General features: G+C 66.5%; 14 protein-coding genes. 6 read left to right on the plus strand and 8 right to left on the minus strand.

Annotated elements, in window-relative coordinates; genetic code table 11:
- Window positions 1-59 precede the first annotated feature (59 nt).
- Window positions 60-407 (minus strand): DUF6172 family protein, encoded by a 348-nt coding sequence (locus tag C8C95_RS01485; protein WP_116747404.1) that lies wholly within the window; start codon window positions 405-407, stop codon window positions 60-62.
- 89 nt (window positions 408-496) lie between these two features.
- Between C8C95_RS01485 and C8C95_RS01490 the strand changes: the two genes are divergently transcribed.
- Window positions 497-1,759, plus strand: a complete 1,263-nt coding sequence (locus tag C8C95_RS01490) for a sensor domain-containing diguanylate cyclase (protein ID WP_116747405.1) — start codon at window positions 497-499, stop codon at window positions 1,757-1,759.
- Between the two features lie 59 nt (window positions 1,760-1,818).
- Here the strand turns inward: C8C95_RS01490 and C8C95_RS01495 are convergent, their stop codons facing one another.
- Both C8C95_RS01495 and C8C95_RS01500 read right to left on the minus strand, forming a co-directional pair.
- Window positions 1,819-2,022, minus strand: a complete 204-nt coding sequence (locus C8C95_RS01495; RefSeq protein WP_056747226.1) for a hypothetical protein — start codon at window positions 2,020-2,022, stop codon at window positions 1,819-1,821.
- A gap of 85 nt (window positions 2,023-2,107) precedes the next feature.
- Window positions 2,108-3,757: a methyl-accepting chemotaxis protein gene (locus tag C8C95_RS01500; RefSeq protein WP_243415609.1), complete on the minus strand. Its 1,650-nt coding sequence runs from the start codon at window positions 3,755-3,757 to the stop codon at window positions 2,108-2,110.
- Between the two features lie 326 nt (window positions 3,758-4,083).
- Here C8C95_RS01500 and pstS point away from each other — a divergent pair, with 326 nt between their 5' ends.
- The 3 genes from pstS to C8C95_RS01515 all read left to right on the plus strand — a co-directional run bounded on the left by pstS (window position 4,084) and on the right by C8C95_RS01515 (window position 7,524).
- Window positions 4,084-5,151: a phosphate ABC transporter substrate-binding protein PstS gene (gene pstS, locus C8C95_RS01505; protein WP_116747407.1), complete on the plus strand. Its 1,068-nt coding sequence runs from the start codon at window positions 4,084-4,086 to the stop codon at window positions 5,149-5,151.
- A 112-nt stretch (window positions 5,152-5,263) separates the two neighbouring features.
- Window positions 5,264-6,835 (plus strand): CYTH and CHAD domain-containing protein, encoded by a 1,572-nt coding sequence (locus tag C8C95_RS01510; protein WP_116747408.1) that lies wholly within the window; start codon window positions 5,264-5,266, stop codon window positions 6,833-6,835.
- 29 nt (window positions 6,836-6,864) lie between these two features.
- Window positions 6,865-7,524 (plus strand): 3'-5' exonuclease, encoded by a 660-nt coding sequence (locus tag C8C95_RS01515; RefSeq protein ID WP_165836503.1) that lies wholly within the window; start codon window positions 6,865-6,867, stop codon window positions 7,522-7,524.
- A gap of 179 nt (window positions 7,525-7,703) precedes the next feature.
- Here the strand turns inward: C8C95_RS01515 and C8C95_RS01520 are convergent, their stop codons facing one another.
- Complete coding sequence (locus C8C95_RS01520) at window positions 7,704-9,767, minus strand: NADPH-dependent 2,4-dienoyl-CoA reductase (RefSeq protein WP_116747410.1); 2,064 nt, start codon at window positions 9,765-9,767, stop codon at window positions 7,704-7,706.
- 97 nt (window positions 9,768-9,864) lie between these two features.
- On the opposite strand from C8C95_RS01520, the gene C8C95_RS01525 reads away from it, so the two are divergent.
- Entirely contained in the window at window positions 9,865-10,497 is a 633-nt protein-coding gene (locus C8C95_RS01525; RefSeq protein ID WP_116747411.1) for a TetR/AcrR family transcriptional regulator, read from the plus strand.
- Window positions 10,498-10,506: 9 nt separating this feature from the next.
- Here C8C95_RS01525 and C8C95_RS01530 read toward each other — a convergent pair whose 3' ends face one another.
- Together C8C95_RS01530 and C8C95_RS01535 are read right to left on the minus strand one after the other, a co-directional pair.
- Window positions 10,507-10,734, minus strand: a complete 228-nt coding sequence (locus C8C95_RS01530; RefSeq protein WP_008906148.1) for a SlyX family protein — start codon at window positions 10,732-10,734, stop codon at window positions 10,507-10,509.
- A 7-nt stretch (window positions 10,735-10,741) separates the two neighbouring features.
- Window positions 10,742-11,932 (minus strand): PLP-dependent aminotransferase family protein, encoded by a 1,191-nt coding sequence (locus C8C95_RS01535; RefSeq protein WP_116747412.1) that lies wholly within the window; start codon window positions 11,930-11,932, stop codon window positions 10,742-10,744.
- Between the two features lie 125 nt (window positions 11,933-12,057).
- Between C8C95_RS01535 and C8C95_RS01540 the strand changes: the two genes are divergently transcribed.
- Entirely contained in the window at window positions 12,058-12,537 is a 480-nt protein-coding gene (locus C8C95_RS01540) for a GyrI-like domain-containing protein (protein ID WP_056064295.1), read from the plus strand.
- Between the two features lie 51 nt (window positions 12,538-12,588).
- Here C8C95_RS01540 and C8C95_RS01545 read toward each other — a convergent pair whose 3' ends face one another.
- Both C8C95_RS01545 and C8C95_RS01550 read right to left on the minus strand, forming a co-directional pair.
- The gene (locus tag C8C95_RS01545) at window positions 12,589-13,566 is read right to left on the minus strand and encodes a tripartite tricarboxylate transporter substrate binding protein (RefSeq protein ID WP_116747413.1); all 978 of its coding nucleotides are present in this window, start codon (window positions 13,564-13,566) and stop codon (window positions 12,589-12,591) included.
- Window positions 13,567-13,655: 89 nt separating this feature from the next.
- Entirely contained in the window at window positions 13,656-15,128 is a 1,473-nt protein-coding gene (locus C8C95_RS01550) for an amidase (protein WP_116747414.1), read from the minus strand.
- Window positions 15,129-15,191 lie beyond the last annotated feature (63 nt).

Below are 15,191 nucleotides of genomic sequence, written 5' to 3' on the forward strand. Positions count from 1 at the left end.
AAGGGGCCTGCAGTGCGTGACTGAGGGTGAGCGGGGTGGCATCCACCCAGCGCTAGGGCTTACGCGCCTTCTTCGTCGTCCACGTCCAGGCCATCTGGCCCGGTGTGTGAAGCCTCACCAGCCAGACGGGGTGTGCGCTTGCCGGGCTTGGCCAGAATTTCCACATAGAACTGGGCGCCGCCCTCGGCGGCTACGCCGTTGATCAGCCCGGTCAAGGCGGCCAGGTGCGCCACGGCGGCGTCTTCCTTGGTGCGGCCAAACTGGCAGTCAAAGTCCCAGAAATCGGCGCCTTCGGGCAGGTCGCGGCGCCGTTCGCGCTTGATGTACTTGCGGATTTCGTGCTTGACGGCATCCAGAACGCGATCGCGGTTCTTGCCTTCAACGTGGAGTTGGAAAGTTTTTCTCATGGGCGATAGTACCGCCTGCGACAGGTGCCGTTTCACACCTGCGCATCGAGGTGCCACAATGGTGCATTACTTTTGGTTACCACCAGCCCATGAACCACGACCTGCGCCTGCTGCACCTGTTGCCAGCGGCTGTGCTCGTCACACAACAGGGCGCCATCTGCTTTGCCAACGCCGCCAGCATGGAGTTGCTGGAGGCGCCCAGTATCGACAGCCTGATCGGGCGGCTGTCTGGCGACTTTGTGCACCCCCTGGACCAGGTGCGCTCCACCAACCGTATCCAGCAAGTAGCCGTGCCCGAGCAGGCCGGGCGGCCCAACAAATCCTCCGAGTTCCGTATCCGCACCGAGCGCGGCAACTTGCGCATGGTGCTGATCAGCAGTGTGGCCATTGAATGGGACGGTGCACCCGCCGTGCTCATGTGCGGCATGGACATGACACACCAGAGCGAGATCGAGGCCCAGCTGCGCGAGAGCGAGCAGAACTTCCGGCGCCTGTTCGAGAACATGCAGGACGTGTACTACCGCACCGATGCGCAGGGCACCGTGCAGCATGTGGGCCCGGGCGTGCGCCGGGTGCTGGGCTACGAGCCCCACGAAATCGAAGGCCGCACGGCCGAGTCGTACTACCCCCAAAGCAAAGACCGCGACGCGTTCAAGGCCGCGATCATGGAACACGGTGAGGTGTCGGACTTTCCGGGCCAGATGGTGCGGCGCGATGGCACGGTGATCGACATCTCCATCAGCAGCCATGCGCTGTACGACCATGCAGGCAATTTTGCGGGGGTCGAAGGCATCTACCGCGACGTCACGCAGCGCAAGAACCTGGAGCGCGAGCTGCAGCGCCTGGCCACCACCGACATGCTGACGGGCATTGCCAACCGCCGCGCGTTTCTGGAATGCGCCGAGTCGGCCTATGCCCATTCACGCAGCAACGGCGAGCCGCTGACCTTGCTGATGCTGGACCTGGACCACTTCAAGGCCATCAACGACCGTTTTGGCCACCTGGAAGGCGACCGGGCGCTGATGGCATTTGCGCAGGCCATCAAGGGCCAGTTGCGCGCCAGCGATGCCGTGGGCCGGCTGGGCGGCGAAGAGTTTGGCGTGCTGTTGCCCCTGACCACACTGGCCGAGGGCCTGGAGGTGGCCACGCGCATGCTGCACAGCATTCGCGCCTTGGAGCTGACGGACGATGCAGGCCACAGCTACCGAGTCACCACCAGCCTGGGTGTGGGCACCTTCCGCCAGAGCGATCGCAGCCTGCGCGACATGCTCGACCGTGCCGACCAGGCGCTGTACCTGGCCAAGCACCGGGGGCGCAACCAGGTGGCTTCGCTCGAGACGCTGGACGAGTGATCATTCAGTCGCCCTGATCGGTGAGAGATCAGGGCCATGCAGCATGCCAAGGCACCTGTTCAAAGGCGCATGCGTTCCTGCTGCAGGTTCCACAGGCAGGCGGCGATGCGCAGCAGCATCTCCATCACCTGCTCCGAGCCGCTGCAGGACAGCTCCAGATCATCAATTAGCATCGCCAGCTGGGAGATGGCGTCTTCGGGGGCGGCAGCGCCACCACTGCGCGCCACCTCGGCAATCGCGATCAATACGTCGGTGCGGTTCATGGCGCAGGTCTTGGCGTGGTGGGTGGCAATGCCTCGGTCATTGGCGGCATAGGCCACGCGATGCCGAGACCACGCCGCCGCCGGTCTAGCGGGCCGAGATGGCCAGTTGCGCGCGACTGCCAGCCCCGCCCTCCAGAGCCACAGCAGGGGGCAACCCTGCCGTTTCCAGCAAGGGTGCGCCTGCAGCAGGCAGGGGCATATCCGGCGACAGGCGGAACTGGTGAATCACCTCCAGCAGGCGCCTTACCTGATTCTTCATGCCGGTCGAGGCAGACGAACTGTCATCCACCAGCGCAGCGTTCTGCTGCGTGGCCGCGTCCAGCTGGCGCACGGCCTCTCCGATCTGGGCAATGCCCCGGGCCTGCTCCTGCCCGGCATCCTTGATGGCGGTGATGAGCGACACCACCTGGTTCACATGGTGCACGGTGTTGGCCACACGCTCGCCCGCCTGCCCCACCAGGGTGGACCCGCGCTCCACACCCTGCACGCTGGCCGAGATCAGGCCGCGAATCTCCCGGGCCGCCATGCTGCTGCGCTGCGACAGGCCCCGCACCTCGCCAGCCACCACCGCAAAGCCCCGGCCCTGTTCACCCGCACGCGCGGCCTCCACCGCCGCATTCAACGCCAGCAGATTGGTCTGGAAGGCGATGTCGTCGATCACCTTGATGATGTCCGTGATCTTTTGCGACTGCGTCTTGATCTCCTGCATGGTGGCGATCACATCGCGCATCACGCTGCCGCCTTCGTTGGCCACGCTGCTGGCCTCCTGCGCCAGGGCGGTGGCACGCTGGGCGTTGTCGGTGTTGTGCTGCACCGTGATGGTCAACTGCTCCATCGACGCGGCCGTCTCCTGCAGATTGGATGCCTGCACCTCGGTGCGGCGTGCCAGGTCTTCGGTGCCGCCCGCCATCACCACGGCCTCGTGGGCGACCGTCTCGGTGCTGGCGCGCACCTCGGTGATCACGCGCACCAGCTGGTGGTTCATCTCACGCAGGGCCCCCAGCAGCTCGGCGGTCTCGTCGTTGCCACGCACATCGATCTGCGCCGTCAGGTCGCCCCCGGCCACGGTGCGTGCCAGCACCACGGCCTGGCGTAGCGGCCGCGAGATCGAACGGGTGATGACCCAGGCCATCGCAGCACCTGCCAGCAATGCGAGGGCGGTGGCGGCCAGCATCCACCAGTGGATGGTGTCGCTCATGGCGCGCGCCCCTGCAAACTCTGCCGCAGCCACGTTGATCTGCAGCGCCACCAGGCGCTCGATGGCGTCCTGCACCTTGAGCGCATTGGGGCGGATCTGGGTGATGTACAGCTCCGAGCCATCGTCGTACTTGCCGGCCACCAGCGCGGCCGACGCCGGGATCAGGCCCTTGTCCAGATAGGTGGCGTTGGCATCGGCAAAGGCCTGCGCCAGGGCCTGCTCCTCGGCCCCCAGGGGCTTGGCGGCGTACTCCTTCCACAGGGCCTGGATGCGCTCGACATTGGCGGTCAGGGCCGCGTGGCTGGCCTCCAGGTTGCTGGTGCCGGGGTCCATCAGCATGTCCATCACCAGCACGCGGTTGCGCTGCGTCAGGTGGCTGATCTCGGCCAGCACGCCCATGGGCACGGTACGGTCGCCATACAGGGCAGCGCTGCGCTCGGTCAACCGCTTGGCCCCGCTGATGCCACCGGCCGCCAGGGCCGATATCAGCAACAGCAGCACGGCAAAGGCCAGGGCCAGGCGGGTACCAATTTTCATTTTTTGAAGCATCTGAATCTTTCGTGAAGGTCCACCAGGGCGCCGCCGCCTTGTGGGAGCGAACGCGTGTTGCTGCGGGGGGTAAGCCAACCACCCGCCGTGCACCAAGCCCCCGATGGAATGCGAAAGATACTAATTGTTTCAAATGACAGATTAGTGACTCCGCGAGAAACCTTCGCCGTTCAGGCCAATGCTTCAAATCGCTGTCATTTTGCTAGGATCGGCACCGAAATCTGCCTGTCCTCTCAATGAACACGCGTGGATTTCACTGCACCTGAAATCGTGCATGGCATATCGTTATTCATAAAAACCATTACATAAAACACATGAAATATATTTACTTTCTTTTGCTGGTGACCGTGGCCCTCGTGCAGGCGGGCCTGGCGAGCGCACAGACCGTGACGGGCGCTGGTTCGTCGGCGGCGGCGCCCATCTACCGCAGCTGGGCCAAGGCCTATGCCAAGGCCACTGGCAGCGCGGTGGACTACGACCCGGTGGGTTCCAGCGCGGGCATGAAAAAAATCCAGCAACAGGCCGTCGGTTTTGGCGCGACGGACGTGTACCCCGCAGAGAAGGACTTGCTGGAGCACGGCCTGCTGGCGCTGCCCGTGGCCATCACCGGCATCAGCCCCATCGTCAACCTGCCCAAGGTGCAAAACACCCAGCTGCGCCTGACGGGTGAGGCTCTCAGCCGCATCTTCATGGGCGAGATTACCCGCTGGAACGCGGCAGAGATCGCCGCACTGAACCCCGATGTCTCCCTGCCCGACCTGCCGATCAAGGTGGTGGTGCGGGCCGACGGGTCGGGCACCACCTACAACTTTGCAGACTACCTGGGCAAGGTGAGCCCACAATGGAAATCATCGTACGGCGCCAAAACCAGCATCGCCTGGCCTGTGGGTGTGCTGGCCTTCAAGGGCAGCGACGGCGTGGCCAAGGGCGTGCGCGACACGGTGGGCGCCATCGGGTATGTGGACCACGGCTATGTGGCCGAATACGGCCTGACCACCGTGCAGATGAAAAATGCCGACGGCAGTTATGTCAAACCCTCCATCGATGCCTTCAAGGCGGCACTGGCCAACAGCGATTGGTCGGCCACCGGAGTTTTCCACAGCACCTTGACGCAGCGGCCCGGTAAATCGGCCTGGCCCATCACCATGGGCACGTTTGTGGTGTTCCCCAAGGTCACGCAGAACCCCGACCAGACAGCCCAGGCGCTCCGGTTCATCCTCTGGTCGTTTCTCAATGGCGACACCTTGGTGCAAGAAAATAATTTTGTCCGCCTGCCAGACCGGGTTCAGGCCTCGGCATTCAAAATCATCACCTCCATCCGGGATAATCAAGGAAAACCACTGGGCATGAGTTTGATATCCTCCTTCAATCGCCCTTCATAATCAATACACCCTCACTTGAATCATTGATTTTCCATTATTTGCGAATAACCTCTGCACGCCCTTCATCCGGCGCGGCCCTGCGATGGGGATACCACGGGATAATGCCGCCACCATGGAAATCGAATTCAAGTTCTGCATCCCGCCCGACCGTCTGGCTGCCGTGCAAGCGGCAGTGCGCCGGGGCCGGTGTGTCGCCATCCGCATGGAGGCCCGCTACTTCGACACGCCCGACGGCGCACTGGCGTCACGCGGCATTGCGTTTCGCCTGCGGCGCGAGGGTGACCAGTGGGTGCAAACCGTCAAGGCGCTGGGCGATGGCTCGCTGGACCGGCAGGAGCACAACGTCGCACGCGGCCCCGCCATAGAAGGCATCGCGCCCGGGCCCCTGCCCCAGTTGCACAGTGGCACCGTGGCAGGCGCCCGGCTGCAGCAGGCCCTGCAAGCCGCTGGTGGCCCCCTCGTCGAAACCTATGGCACCGAGATGGACCGGCTGACACGCGATATCACCCGCCAGGGAACGGTGGTCGAGCTGGCGCTGGACACCGGCCGGGTGGTGGCCCACCGGGGCACAGCCCAGCAGGCCGAGGCCCTCATTTGCGAGCTGGAGCTGGAACTCAAGGCCGGGCCGGTGGCGGGCCTGGCAGCGCTCGCCGCGCAGTGGGCCACGCGGCACGGGCTGTATCTGAGCACCGTGTCCAAGGCCGAACGGGGCGAGCGCCTGCTGGCAGCAGCTGGCAGTCCATCGGGCATTCCCATTCCATCTGACGGCCCTTCCGGCGGCGGTTCGCCCCGCAAGGCCCGACCCCGGTCCCCCCTGTACCAGCAACTGCCCGCCGGGCAGGCCCTGCAACGCGCCGTGGTGGCGCAGTGCCTGCAGCAGATCCTGGGCCCCGCCAGCGACATTGCCGAAGGTGCGAGTGATGAGGAGCAGCTGCACCAGCTACGCATCGGCATCCGCCGCCTGCGCACCGCCCTGCGCGAGCTGGCGCCGCTGGCCCCAGGCAACTTTGACCCCGCCTGGGAGCCGCCCCTGGTCCATGTGTTCCAGCAGCTCGGCCACCTGCGGGACCGCAGCCAGGTGATGCAACGCATCGGTGCCGAACTGCAGGCCGCCGGAGCGCCGCCCCTGTCCACCCACCAGGGCGACAACACCGCGCTGGTGGCCCAGGCCGCACAACAGACCGTGCGCTATGCGGCCTTTCAGGGAGCGCTGGTGTATCTGATGGCCTGTACCACCCCAGGGCTGGACGCCACGGGCGACGCCGCAGCAGGCCTGGACGCCCGTGCCACGCGCCGCCTGCTGCAGCAGCGCCTGCGCGCACTGCATGCCCAGGTGCAAAAAGGCGCACGGGGTTTTGCCACGCGCACGCCCCAGGCACAGCACCGGCTGCGCAAACGCCTCAAACGCCTGCGCTACCTCACCGAGTTTGTGGCGCCCGCGCTGGATGCACACAGCGCCCGGTTTCTGGACAGCCTGCAGCCAGCGCTGTCGGCATTGGGCCGCCTCAATGACGAGCGTGTGGCGGCAGCGCTGTACCGCGAGCTTGCAGAGTCCGGCGACCTGAAGGCCTGGTTTGGCGCAGGCTGGCTGGCGGGGCGGCAGGCCCAGTCGGTGGCGGCTTGTGAGCAAGCCCTGGGCCAGATGGAGGAAGCCCCCCGATTGCGCAAAACCGGCAAACGCTGAAGGGACACCCACACGGCACAATGGCCCGCATGACGGCCTCTCCTCCTTCGCGGCGCCAGCCGCCCTCCGCGCCCCGCCACCCCTCGGCGCGCACCACCCAGCGCCCCACGCCAGACAAAGACCAGATCGCGCTGCTGGAACCCTTTGAACGCCTGGGCATGGACCGCATTGCGCTGGTCGCCACGCCTGCACAGGCCGACCAGGCTTGCCAGGCGCTGGCCAGCGCCAGTGCCTGGGGTTTTGACACCGAATCCAAACCCACCTTTGTGCGCGATGAGCCGTCGGACGGGCCGCACATCGTGCAACTGGCTACGCTGGAGCGGGCCTGGGTGTTCCAGCTGCACGACCCCGGCTGCCGAGCGCGCGTGGCCGAGCTGCTGGCCCTGCAGGGTGTGACCAAGGCGGGCTTTGGGCTGGGTGACGACACCAAGCGCATCCAGCACAAGCTGGGCGTGCAACCAGCCGATGTGCTGGAGCTGAACACCGTGTTCCGCCAACGCGGCTACCGCAAGGACATGGGCGTGAAAGGGGCTGTGGCGGTGCTGTTCAACCGGCGCTTCATCAAGTCCAAAAAAGCCGCCACCTCCAACTGGGCCAACGCCCGGCTGAGCGAGGCCCAGCTGGTCTACGCGGCCAACGACGCGTGGGCAGCGCTGCGGGTGTTCAACGCCCTGAATCTGTCCGCCTGAGGGACAAGGACAGCACAGCCTCCGTGACCCATCACGGCAGTCGCCATCCTATATTCACTATCAAAAATATAGCTACTCAGGCATATTCCACTAGCGCTACCAGCCAAAAAAACCTCAACAACACGCCTGACAGGCCCTGTGAAACCCTGTGAGCCCCTGCAGGCGATGTACGCACCGACCTACAGCCGGGCTGCCAGCCGCGCCGCCTGGTCGATGGCGCGCTTGGCGTCCAGCTCGCCGGCCTCCAGCGCACCACCGATGAGGTGGGGCTTGCGGCCCTGGGCCTCCAGTTCCTGCGCCAGGCTGCGCAACGGCACCTGGCCCGCGCACAGGACCACGGTGTCGCAAGGGATCCAGGTCGGGTCTTCGCGCTTTTCGCCGTACGAGACCAGCAGCCCTTCGTCGGCAATGCGCTCGTAGTTCACGCCACCCACCATCTCCACCGCTTTCATCTTCAGCACGGTGCGGTGGATCCAGCCCGTGGTCTTGCCCAGGCCGCCGCCCAGCTTGCCCTTCTTGCGCTGCAGCAGCGTCACCTGCCGTGCAGGGGGCGTCACGCGCGGGCCGCCGGCGGCCAGGCCACCGCGCGCCTCGGCCGGGTCGGTGATGCCCCATTCGGCCTTCCAGGCGGGCAAATCGAGCGTGGTGGAGGGGTGCTCGCCGTGCGTGAGGAACTCGGCCACATCAAAGCCGATGCCGCCCGCGCCGATGATGGCCACGCGCTCGCCCACCGGCTTGCCGTGGCGCAGCACATCGATGTAGCTCAGCACCTTGGGGTGGTCCTGGCCGGGGATCTTCGGGTCGCGCGGCTCCACACCGGTAGCGACGATGACCTCGTCAAAGCCCGCCAGGTCGGCGGCCAACACGCGCTCGTTCAGGTGCAGTTGCACGCCTGTGTCCTCCACGCGCGTGGCCAGGTAGCGCAGCATTTCGTGGAACTCTTCCTTGCCCGGAATCACCTTGGCCATGTTGAGCTGGCCGCCGATGGCGGGCGCCGCGTCGAACAGGTGGACCTCGTGGCCACGCTCAGCAGCCACCGTGGCGGCGGTGAGGCCTGCAGGCCCCGCGCCCACCACGGCGATGCGCTTGCGCGATGCGGGCGTGGCAATCGGGCGATAGACCAGCTCCGTCTCATGGCAAGCACGCGGGTTGACGAGGCAGCTGCTGGTCTTGTTCTGGAACACATGGTCCAGGCAGGCCTGGTTGCAGGCGATGCAGGTGTTGATGCGGTCGGCCCGGCCTTGCGCAGCCTTCTTCACAAACGCCGCATCGGCCAGCAGGGGCCGCGCCATGGACACCATGTCGGCGCAGCCATCGGCCAGCACCTGCTCGGCCACCTCGGGCGTGTTGATGCGGTTGGACGTGACCAGCGGCGTGGTGATGCCTGCCGCTGCAAACTCGGCCTTCATCTTTTGCGTGACCCAGGCAAACGCTGCGCGCGGCACGCTGGTGGCAATGGTGGGCACCCGCGCCTCGTGCCAGCCAATGCCGGTGTTGACGATGTTCGCCCCGCCCGTGGCCACGGCCTTGCCCAGGGTGACGATCTCGTCCCACGCGCTGCCGCCGGGCACCAGGTCAATCATGGACAGGCGGTAGATGATGATGAAGTCCGGCCCCACGGCCTCGCGCATGCGGGCCAGAATCTCTACCGGCAGCCGCATGCGGTGGCTGTAGTCGCCGCCCCAGGCATCGCGCCGCAGGTTGGTGGCTTGCGACAGAAACTGGTTGATGAAATAGCCCTCCGAGCCCATCACCTCCACGCCGTCGTAGCCCGCCTCGCGCGCCTTCACCGCGCAGCGCACGAAGGCGCGGATCTGGCGCTCCACCCCGCTCGCCGACAGCGCGAACGGCGTGAACGGCGAAATCGGCGACTGCAGCCGCGATGGCGCCACCGCCAGCGGGTGGTAGGCATAGCGGCCCGTGTGCAGGATTTGCAGTGCGATCTTGCCGCCCGCCTCGTGCACGGCCTCGGTCACCACGCGGTGGCGCTTGGCCGCGCCCGAGGTCGCGAGCGTGCCCGCAAACGGTTTGGCCCAGCCCGCGATGTTGGGCGCAAAGCCACCCGTCACGATCAGGCCCACATCCCCCTCTGCCCGCTCGCGGAAGTACGCCGCCATGCGAGACAGGTCACGCCCGTCCTCCAGCCCGGTGTGCATGGAGCCCATGAGCACACGGTTCTTGAGGGTGGTGAAGCCCAGATCGAGCGGGGCAAGCAGGTGCGGGTACAAGGCAGTGCCGGGCATGGAGGCAGCGGCAGCACGGGCGGCAATGGGAGAGGAATGCATGGAAGGATCGCGGACTAGAAGTATTTTCTAGAACTTTATTCTAGAATCCCATTCCATGGCAAGCCGCAATTCCCCGCCCCCCACCTCATCCCCTGCCGAAGCAACCACTGACCGCCGCCAGGACATCCTGAACGCCGCCCTGGCCTGCGCGGCCGAAGGCGGCGTGGATGCAGTCACCATCGACGGCGTGCGGGCGCGCTGCGGGGCCAGCGTGGGCAGCATCTATCACCACTTTGGCAACCGCGACGGCATCGTGGCAGCGCTGTTCTTCGAGATCTTTCACGACCAGTCGCGCAGCCTGCAGGCGCACCTCGATGCCGCCCAGGGCGTGGAGGCGGGCGTATTGGCCCTGGTCACGGGCTACCTGGATTGGGTGGTGGCGCAGCCCGAACGGGCGCGGTTCATGTTCCAGGCGCGCAGCGCAGTGGCAGCGGGCCCGCGCACGCCCGACCTGGCCGAGGCCGCACGGCGCCGCAACCAGGCGCTGGTGGCCTGGTTCGAGCCGCACCGCCGGTCGGGCGCGCTGCGCGACCTGCCGTGCGAGCTGATGCCATCGCTGGTGATGGGGCCGGTGCAGAGCTATTGCAGGGCCTGGCTGTCGGGCAATGTGGCCCAGGGCGGTTTGCCGTCGCCCACCACCTACCGCACAGAACTGGCGGACGCAGCCTGGCGGTCCGTGAAAGCCTAGATCTCTAGATCAGTAATGCGGCGGCAGCTCGTCGCGCAGGTTCCGCGGGCCGTTCGAGCCGCCTTCGGGCGCCTGCTGGCGCAGCTGGATGACCTCGTGCGTCAACCGATCGATCAGTTGCTGCTGCTGGTAGATGGTCATGTTCAGCTGGTCCAGCAGGTCTTCGGTAAAGCTGGCCTTGATCTCCAGGCTTTCGAGACGCTGGAGAACGTTGGCGAGATCGTTGGTGTCAGACATGGAGGCGTCAGATCGCCTGGCCCAGGCGCGCGACGCCTTCGCGGATCTTGTCCACATCGGCCGTGGCAAACGACAGGCGGAAGGTGGCGTGGTCCGGGTTGGCGCAGAAGAACGGCGTGCCGGGCACAAAGGCCACGCCCTTTTCAATCGCACGCTTGGCCAGCACGTTGCCATCGGCCACTTTGCCGCCTGCCCCCGTGAGGCGCGCCCACACGAACAGGCCGCCCTGGGGCTGCACAAATTCGATGGCATCGCCCAGCTCCTTGCGCAGGGCATCGCCCATGGCCTGGGCGCGCTCGGCATACACCTTGCGCACATGGGCCAGCGTGCCAGGCATGCGGCCGGCCTTGAGGTACTGCGCGGCCGTGGCCTGGGCAAAGGTGCTGGTGTGTGCATCGCTGAACTGCTTGCACATGGTGGCCTTGCCCAGCAACTCGGCCGGGGCAATCATCCAGCCCACGCGCAGGCCGGGCGACAGCACCTTGCTCAAGCTGCCGCAGTGCACCAGCAGCTCGCGGCTGCCGGGCACGGTGGCCGACAGGTTGAGCAGGCTGGGGGGTGGCGCGTCACCAAAGTACAGGTCGCCGTAGGGGTCGTCCTCGACGATCAGGGTGTTGTGCTTCACCGCCATCTGCAGCACGGCCTTGCGGCGCTCCAGGCTCAGCATGGCGCCGCTGGGGTTGCCGAAGGTGGGGATCAGGTAAACGAATTTCGGCTTGTGCTCGGCGATCAGCTTTTCCAGCTCGTCGGTCTTCACGCCGTTGCCATCGATGGGCGCGCTGATGAGTTCGGCGCCGTACAGGCGAAAGCACTGGATGGTGGCGAGGAAGGTCGGGCCTTCCACAATCACCTTGTCGCCGGGGCTGATGAGGGTCTTGCCCAGCAGATCCAGCGCCTGCTGGCTGCCGGTGGTGACGATGAGGTGGTCGGCCGCGACATCCCCGGCGCCCTTGCTGGTCATGAAGGCGGCCAGTTGCTCGCGCAGCGGGTTGTAGCCCTCGGTGGCGCCATATTGCAATGCGGCGCCGGGCTCTTCGGCCAGGGCGGCGTTGCTGGCTGCGCGGATGCCTTCCACGTCAAACATCGCGCTGTCCGGAAAGCCACCCGCAAAGCTGATGATGCCGGGCTTGCCCAGCAGCTTGAAAAGCTCGCGGATGGCGGAGGTTTCTACGTTGTTCAGGCGGTCGGCAAATTGCATGGCGTGGACAGAAGTGGTTGGCAACAAACTCTGCATTGTCGCCAATTGCGACGCAGGATTCATGCGGTGTCTTTCCAAGAGGCTCTAAACTGGGTTTTCCGTCCACCGCCACTGCCCTGCCCGCCATGACCCTGACCCTCCGCACCCTGCCCCGCATGCGCCTTGCCACCATGCGCCACACCGGCGCCTACGGCCACCCGGGCCTGACCGAGTTGTGGGAGCGTTTTGGCAGCTGGTGTGCCGCCCATCGGCTGAATGATCCGCGCCCCAAGTTCTATGGCTTCAGCCACGACGACCCGGGCTGCACGCCGCCCGAGCAGTGCCGCTATGACGCAGCGGTGCAGATTGGCGTGGGCCTGCGCACCGGGCCCGATGTGCAGGTGATGGACTACGAAGGCGGCGACTACGCCTGCATGCACTTTGTGGGCACGGGACCCGAGATTGCCGCCGCCTGGGCGCAAATGGGCACGCCGGGCCAGATCCCCGACGGCTGGGAATGGGAGCCCCGCGCTGCGCTGGAGATCTACGACGAGGACTTTGCGGTGGACCCGGCCACGGGGCGCTTTCCGTGCTGGCTGTGTATTCCGGTCAAGCGGACGCGCTGAATCCCATGGGGTTGCGCTGACGGGCCGGGTAGCCCTTTTCAGCGCCGACCGTCAATCCACCCGGATATCCGCCCGTGCCGCCACGGCACGCATCAGTGGCAGCTCGCGCTCAATGCGCGCGCGCAGCGCGTCGCCATTGCCACCCAGCGGCGTCAGGCCGATGTCCACCATCTTCTTCTTGAACTCCGCCGAGGCCATGGTCTCGGCCAGGGCCTTTTCCAGCTTTTTCTGCACGGGTGCGGGCAGCCCTGCGGGCCCCACAAAAGCAAACCAGGAACCCATGTCAAAGCCGGGGTAGCCGCTTTCGGCCACCGTGGGCACGTTGGGCAGCAAGGCCAGGCGCTGCGGGCTGAGCGCCGCAATCGCCTTGATCTTGCCGGACTTGATGAGCGGGGTGGATGCCACCACGGTGTCCACCGCCAGTTGCACCTGCCCGCCCATCAGCGCCGTGAGACTGGGCGAGCTGCCGTTGAAAGGCACATGCATCATCGGAAACCCTGCAGTGGTCTTGAGCATCTCGGCGCCAAAGTGCACCGACGAGCCCGTGCCATAGGAGCCGTACGAGAACTTGTCCGGCGCGGCCTTGGCCTGGGCCACGATGTCCTTGAGCGACTGCCCCGGGGTGTCGTTGTGGGCCACCAGCAGCAGCCCCATGTCGGCCACCAGGGCCAGGGGCGTGAAGCTCTTGATGGGGTCGTACGGCAGGTTGGTGCGGATGGCCGGGTTCATGGTGAGCGTGGTGTTGGACCCGAGCAGCAGCGTGTACCCGTCAGCGGGCGCCTTGGCCACCATGGACGCCGCCACCACGGTGCCCGCGCCGGGCCGGTTCTCGACCACCACGGGCTGCCCCAGGCGCTCCCCCAGGGCCGTAGCCAGCAAACGTCCCAGGATGTCGGTGGCTCCGCCTGGGGCAAAAGGCACGACCAGCTTGATGGGCCGGTCGGGGTAAGTCTGTGCCTGCGCCAGGCCGGGCGTGCCCAGCACCAGGGCGCAGAGCAGAAGACTCGATACGAAGCGGGAACGCAGCATGGTGAAGCTCTCCAGAAAGCACGTTGACAAAAGCGGGGGGTAGCGGGGGTTCACGGTGGGAGACGGAATGGCGCGCAGCGAGGCCCAGGTCACCCCAGCAAGGGGCTGCGCTGACGCGCGTACCCACTGGCCTGGTCGTAGGCATGGCCGATCTGCAGCACGGCGGCGTCAGACTGTGCCGGGCCGATGATCTGCAGCCCCGCAGGCAGGCCGCCGGGGCCAAAGCCTGCGGGGGCTGCCAGCGCGGGCAGGCCGGCCATGGTGGCGGGCACCACGGTCTCCATCCAGCGGTGATAGGTGTCCATGGTGCGGCCACCGACCTCGTGGGGCCAGTCCAGCCCGGCATCGAACGGGAAGACCTGCGCAGCGGGCAACACAAGAAAATCGAATTGCTCGAACAGGCCGCGCAGCACCTGGTACCACGCGCTGCGCACGCGGGCCGCGTCGTACACCTGCAAGGCCGTGAGGCGCATGCCACGCTCGATCTCCCACACCGCCTCGGACTTCAGCAGTGCATGCGTGGCCGGGTTGCGATACAGGGCCGCATTGGCCCCTGCCACGCTGAAGCTGCGCAGGTCGATCCAGGCGTTCCACAGCTGCTTCAGGTCGAACGCGGGCACCACGGCCTCCACTGCGCAGCCCACGGTGCGAAAGTGCTCCAGCGCCTGCTCGCAGGTGGCCAGCACGCCAGGCTCGGTGGGCAAATGGCCACCCAGGTCACCCAGCCAGCCGATGCGGGCACCGCGCCAGTCGCGCTCCAGCGGCTGGCCCAGCAGGGCCACATCCTCGTGCCGGCGCGTGAGCGGCAGGCGCGCATCAAAACCCGCCTGCACCGACAGCAGCAGCGCCAGGTCCGGGATGTTGCGCGCCATGGGCCCGGCCACGCTGAACTGCTGGAAGAACACTTCCTCCGTCGGCCCGTGCGGCACCAGGCCGAACGAGGTGCGCAGGCCGTATACGTTGTTGAACGCCGCGGGCGTGCGCAGCGAGCCCATCATGTCCGAGCCATCGGCCACGGGCAGCATGTGCAATGCCACCGCCACGGCTGCGCCGCCGCTGCTGCCCCCCGCCGACACAGACGGGTTGCAGGCGTTGCGTGTGGTGCCATAAACGGGGTTGTAGGTGTGGCCGCCCAGGCCAAACTCCGGCGAGTTGCTGCGGCCGATGAACAGTGCGCCGCCTGCGCGCATGCGCTCGAACACCACGGCGTCGGTGGCCGACACCTGCCCGGCAAAGATGGGCGAGCCCCGCGTGGTGACCATGCCTGCGGCGGGCATGATGTCCTTGGGCGCCTGCGGAAACCCATGCAGCGGGCCCAGGCTCTCGTCACGCGCCAGTTGCGCATCGCGCTCTGACGCCTGCGTGCGCAGGGCGTTGCGGTCCGCCATCGCCACCAATGCATTCACCACGGGGTTCAGCCGGTCCACCTGGGCCAGGTAGGCGTCCAGCACCTCGGTGCAGGAGACCTCCCGTGCATGGATGGCGCGCGACAGTTCGGTGGCCGTGTAGTCCACGATGGGGCTGGGGGTCCCACCCGGGGTGACGCTGTTTGCAGAAGGCATGGGGGCTGGGGCCGGTGAATGTGTCATTGGTGAGTCAGCATAAGCAGCCCGCTGCGTTTCGAC

This window comes from Acidovorax sp. 99, from assembly GCF_003096455.1.
GTDB classification, from domain to species: Bacteria; Pseudomonadota; Gammaproteobacteria; order Burkholderiales; family Burkholderiaceae_C; genus Acidovorax; species Acidovorax delafieldii.

Excerpts from the sequence above, each read along its gene's own strand:
- C8C95_RS01485 (WP_116747404.1), bottom strand. The coding sequence starts at position 407 with ATGAGAAAAACTTTCCAACTCCACGTTGAAGGCAAGAACCGCGATCGC.
- C8C95_RS01490 (WP_116747405.1), top strand. The coding sequence starts at position 497 with ATGAACCACGACCTGCGCCTGCTGCACCTGTTGCCAGCGGCTGTGCTC.
- C8C95_RS01495 (WP_056747226.1), bottom strand. The coding sequence starts at position 2,022 with ATGAACCGCACCGACGTATTGATCGCGATTGCCGAGGTGGCGCGCAGT.
- C8C95_RS01500 (WP_243415609.1), bottom strand. The coding sequence starts at position 3,757 with ATGAAAATTGGTACCCGCCTGGCCCTGGCCTTTGCCGTGCTGCTGTTG.
- pstS (WP_116747407.1), top strand. The coding sequence starts at position 4,084 with ATGAAATATATTTACTTTCTTTTGCTGGTGACCGTGGCCCTCGTGCAG.
- C8C95_RS01510 (WP_116747408.1), top strand. The coding sequence starts at position 5,264 with ATGGAAATCGAATTCAAGTTCTGCATCCCGCCCGACCGTCTGGCTGCC.
- C8C95_RS01515 (WP_165836503.1), top strand. The coding sequence starts at position 6,865 with ATGACGGCCTCTCCTCCTTCGCGGCGCCAGCCGCCCTCCGCGCCCCGC.
- C8C95_RS01520 (WP_116747410.1), bottom strand. The coding sequence starts at position 9,767 with ATGCCCGGCACTGCCTTGTACCCGCACCTGCTTGCCCCGCTCGATCTG.
- C8C95_RS01525 (WP_116747411.1), top strand. The coding sequence starts at position 9,865 with ATGGCAAGCCGCAATTCCCCGCCCCCCACCTCATCCCCTGCCGAAGCA.
- C8C95_RS01530 (WP_008906148.1), bottom strand. The coding sequence starts at position 10,734 with ATGTCTGACACCAACGATCTCGCCAACGTTCTCCAGCGTCTCGAAAGC.
- C8C95_RS01535 (WP_116747412.1), bottom strand. The coding sequence starts at position 11,932 with ATGCAATTTGCCGACCGCCTGAACAACGTAGAAACCTCCGCCATCCGC.
- C8C95_RS01540 (WP_056064295.1), top strand. The coding sequence starts at position 12,058 with ATGACCCTGACCCTCCGCACCCTGCCCCGCATGCGCCTTGCCACCATG.
- C8C95_RS01545 (WP_116747413.1), bottom strand. The coding sequence starts at position 13,566 with ATGCTGCGTTCCCGCTTCGTATCGAGTCTTCTGCTCTGCGCCCTGGTG.
- C8C95_RS01550 (WP_116747414.1), bottom strand. The coding sequence starts at position 15,128 with ATGCCTTCTGCAAACAGCGTCACCCCGGGTGGGACCCCCAGCCCCATC.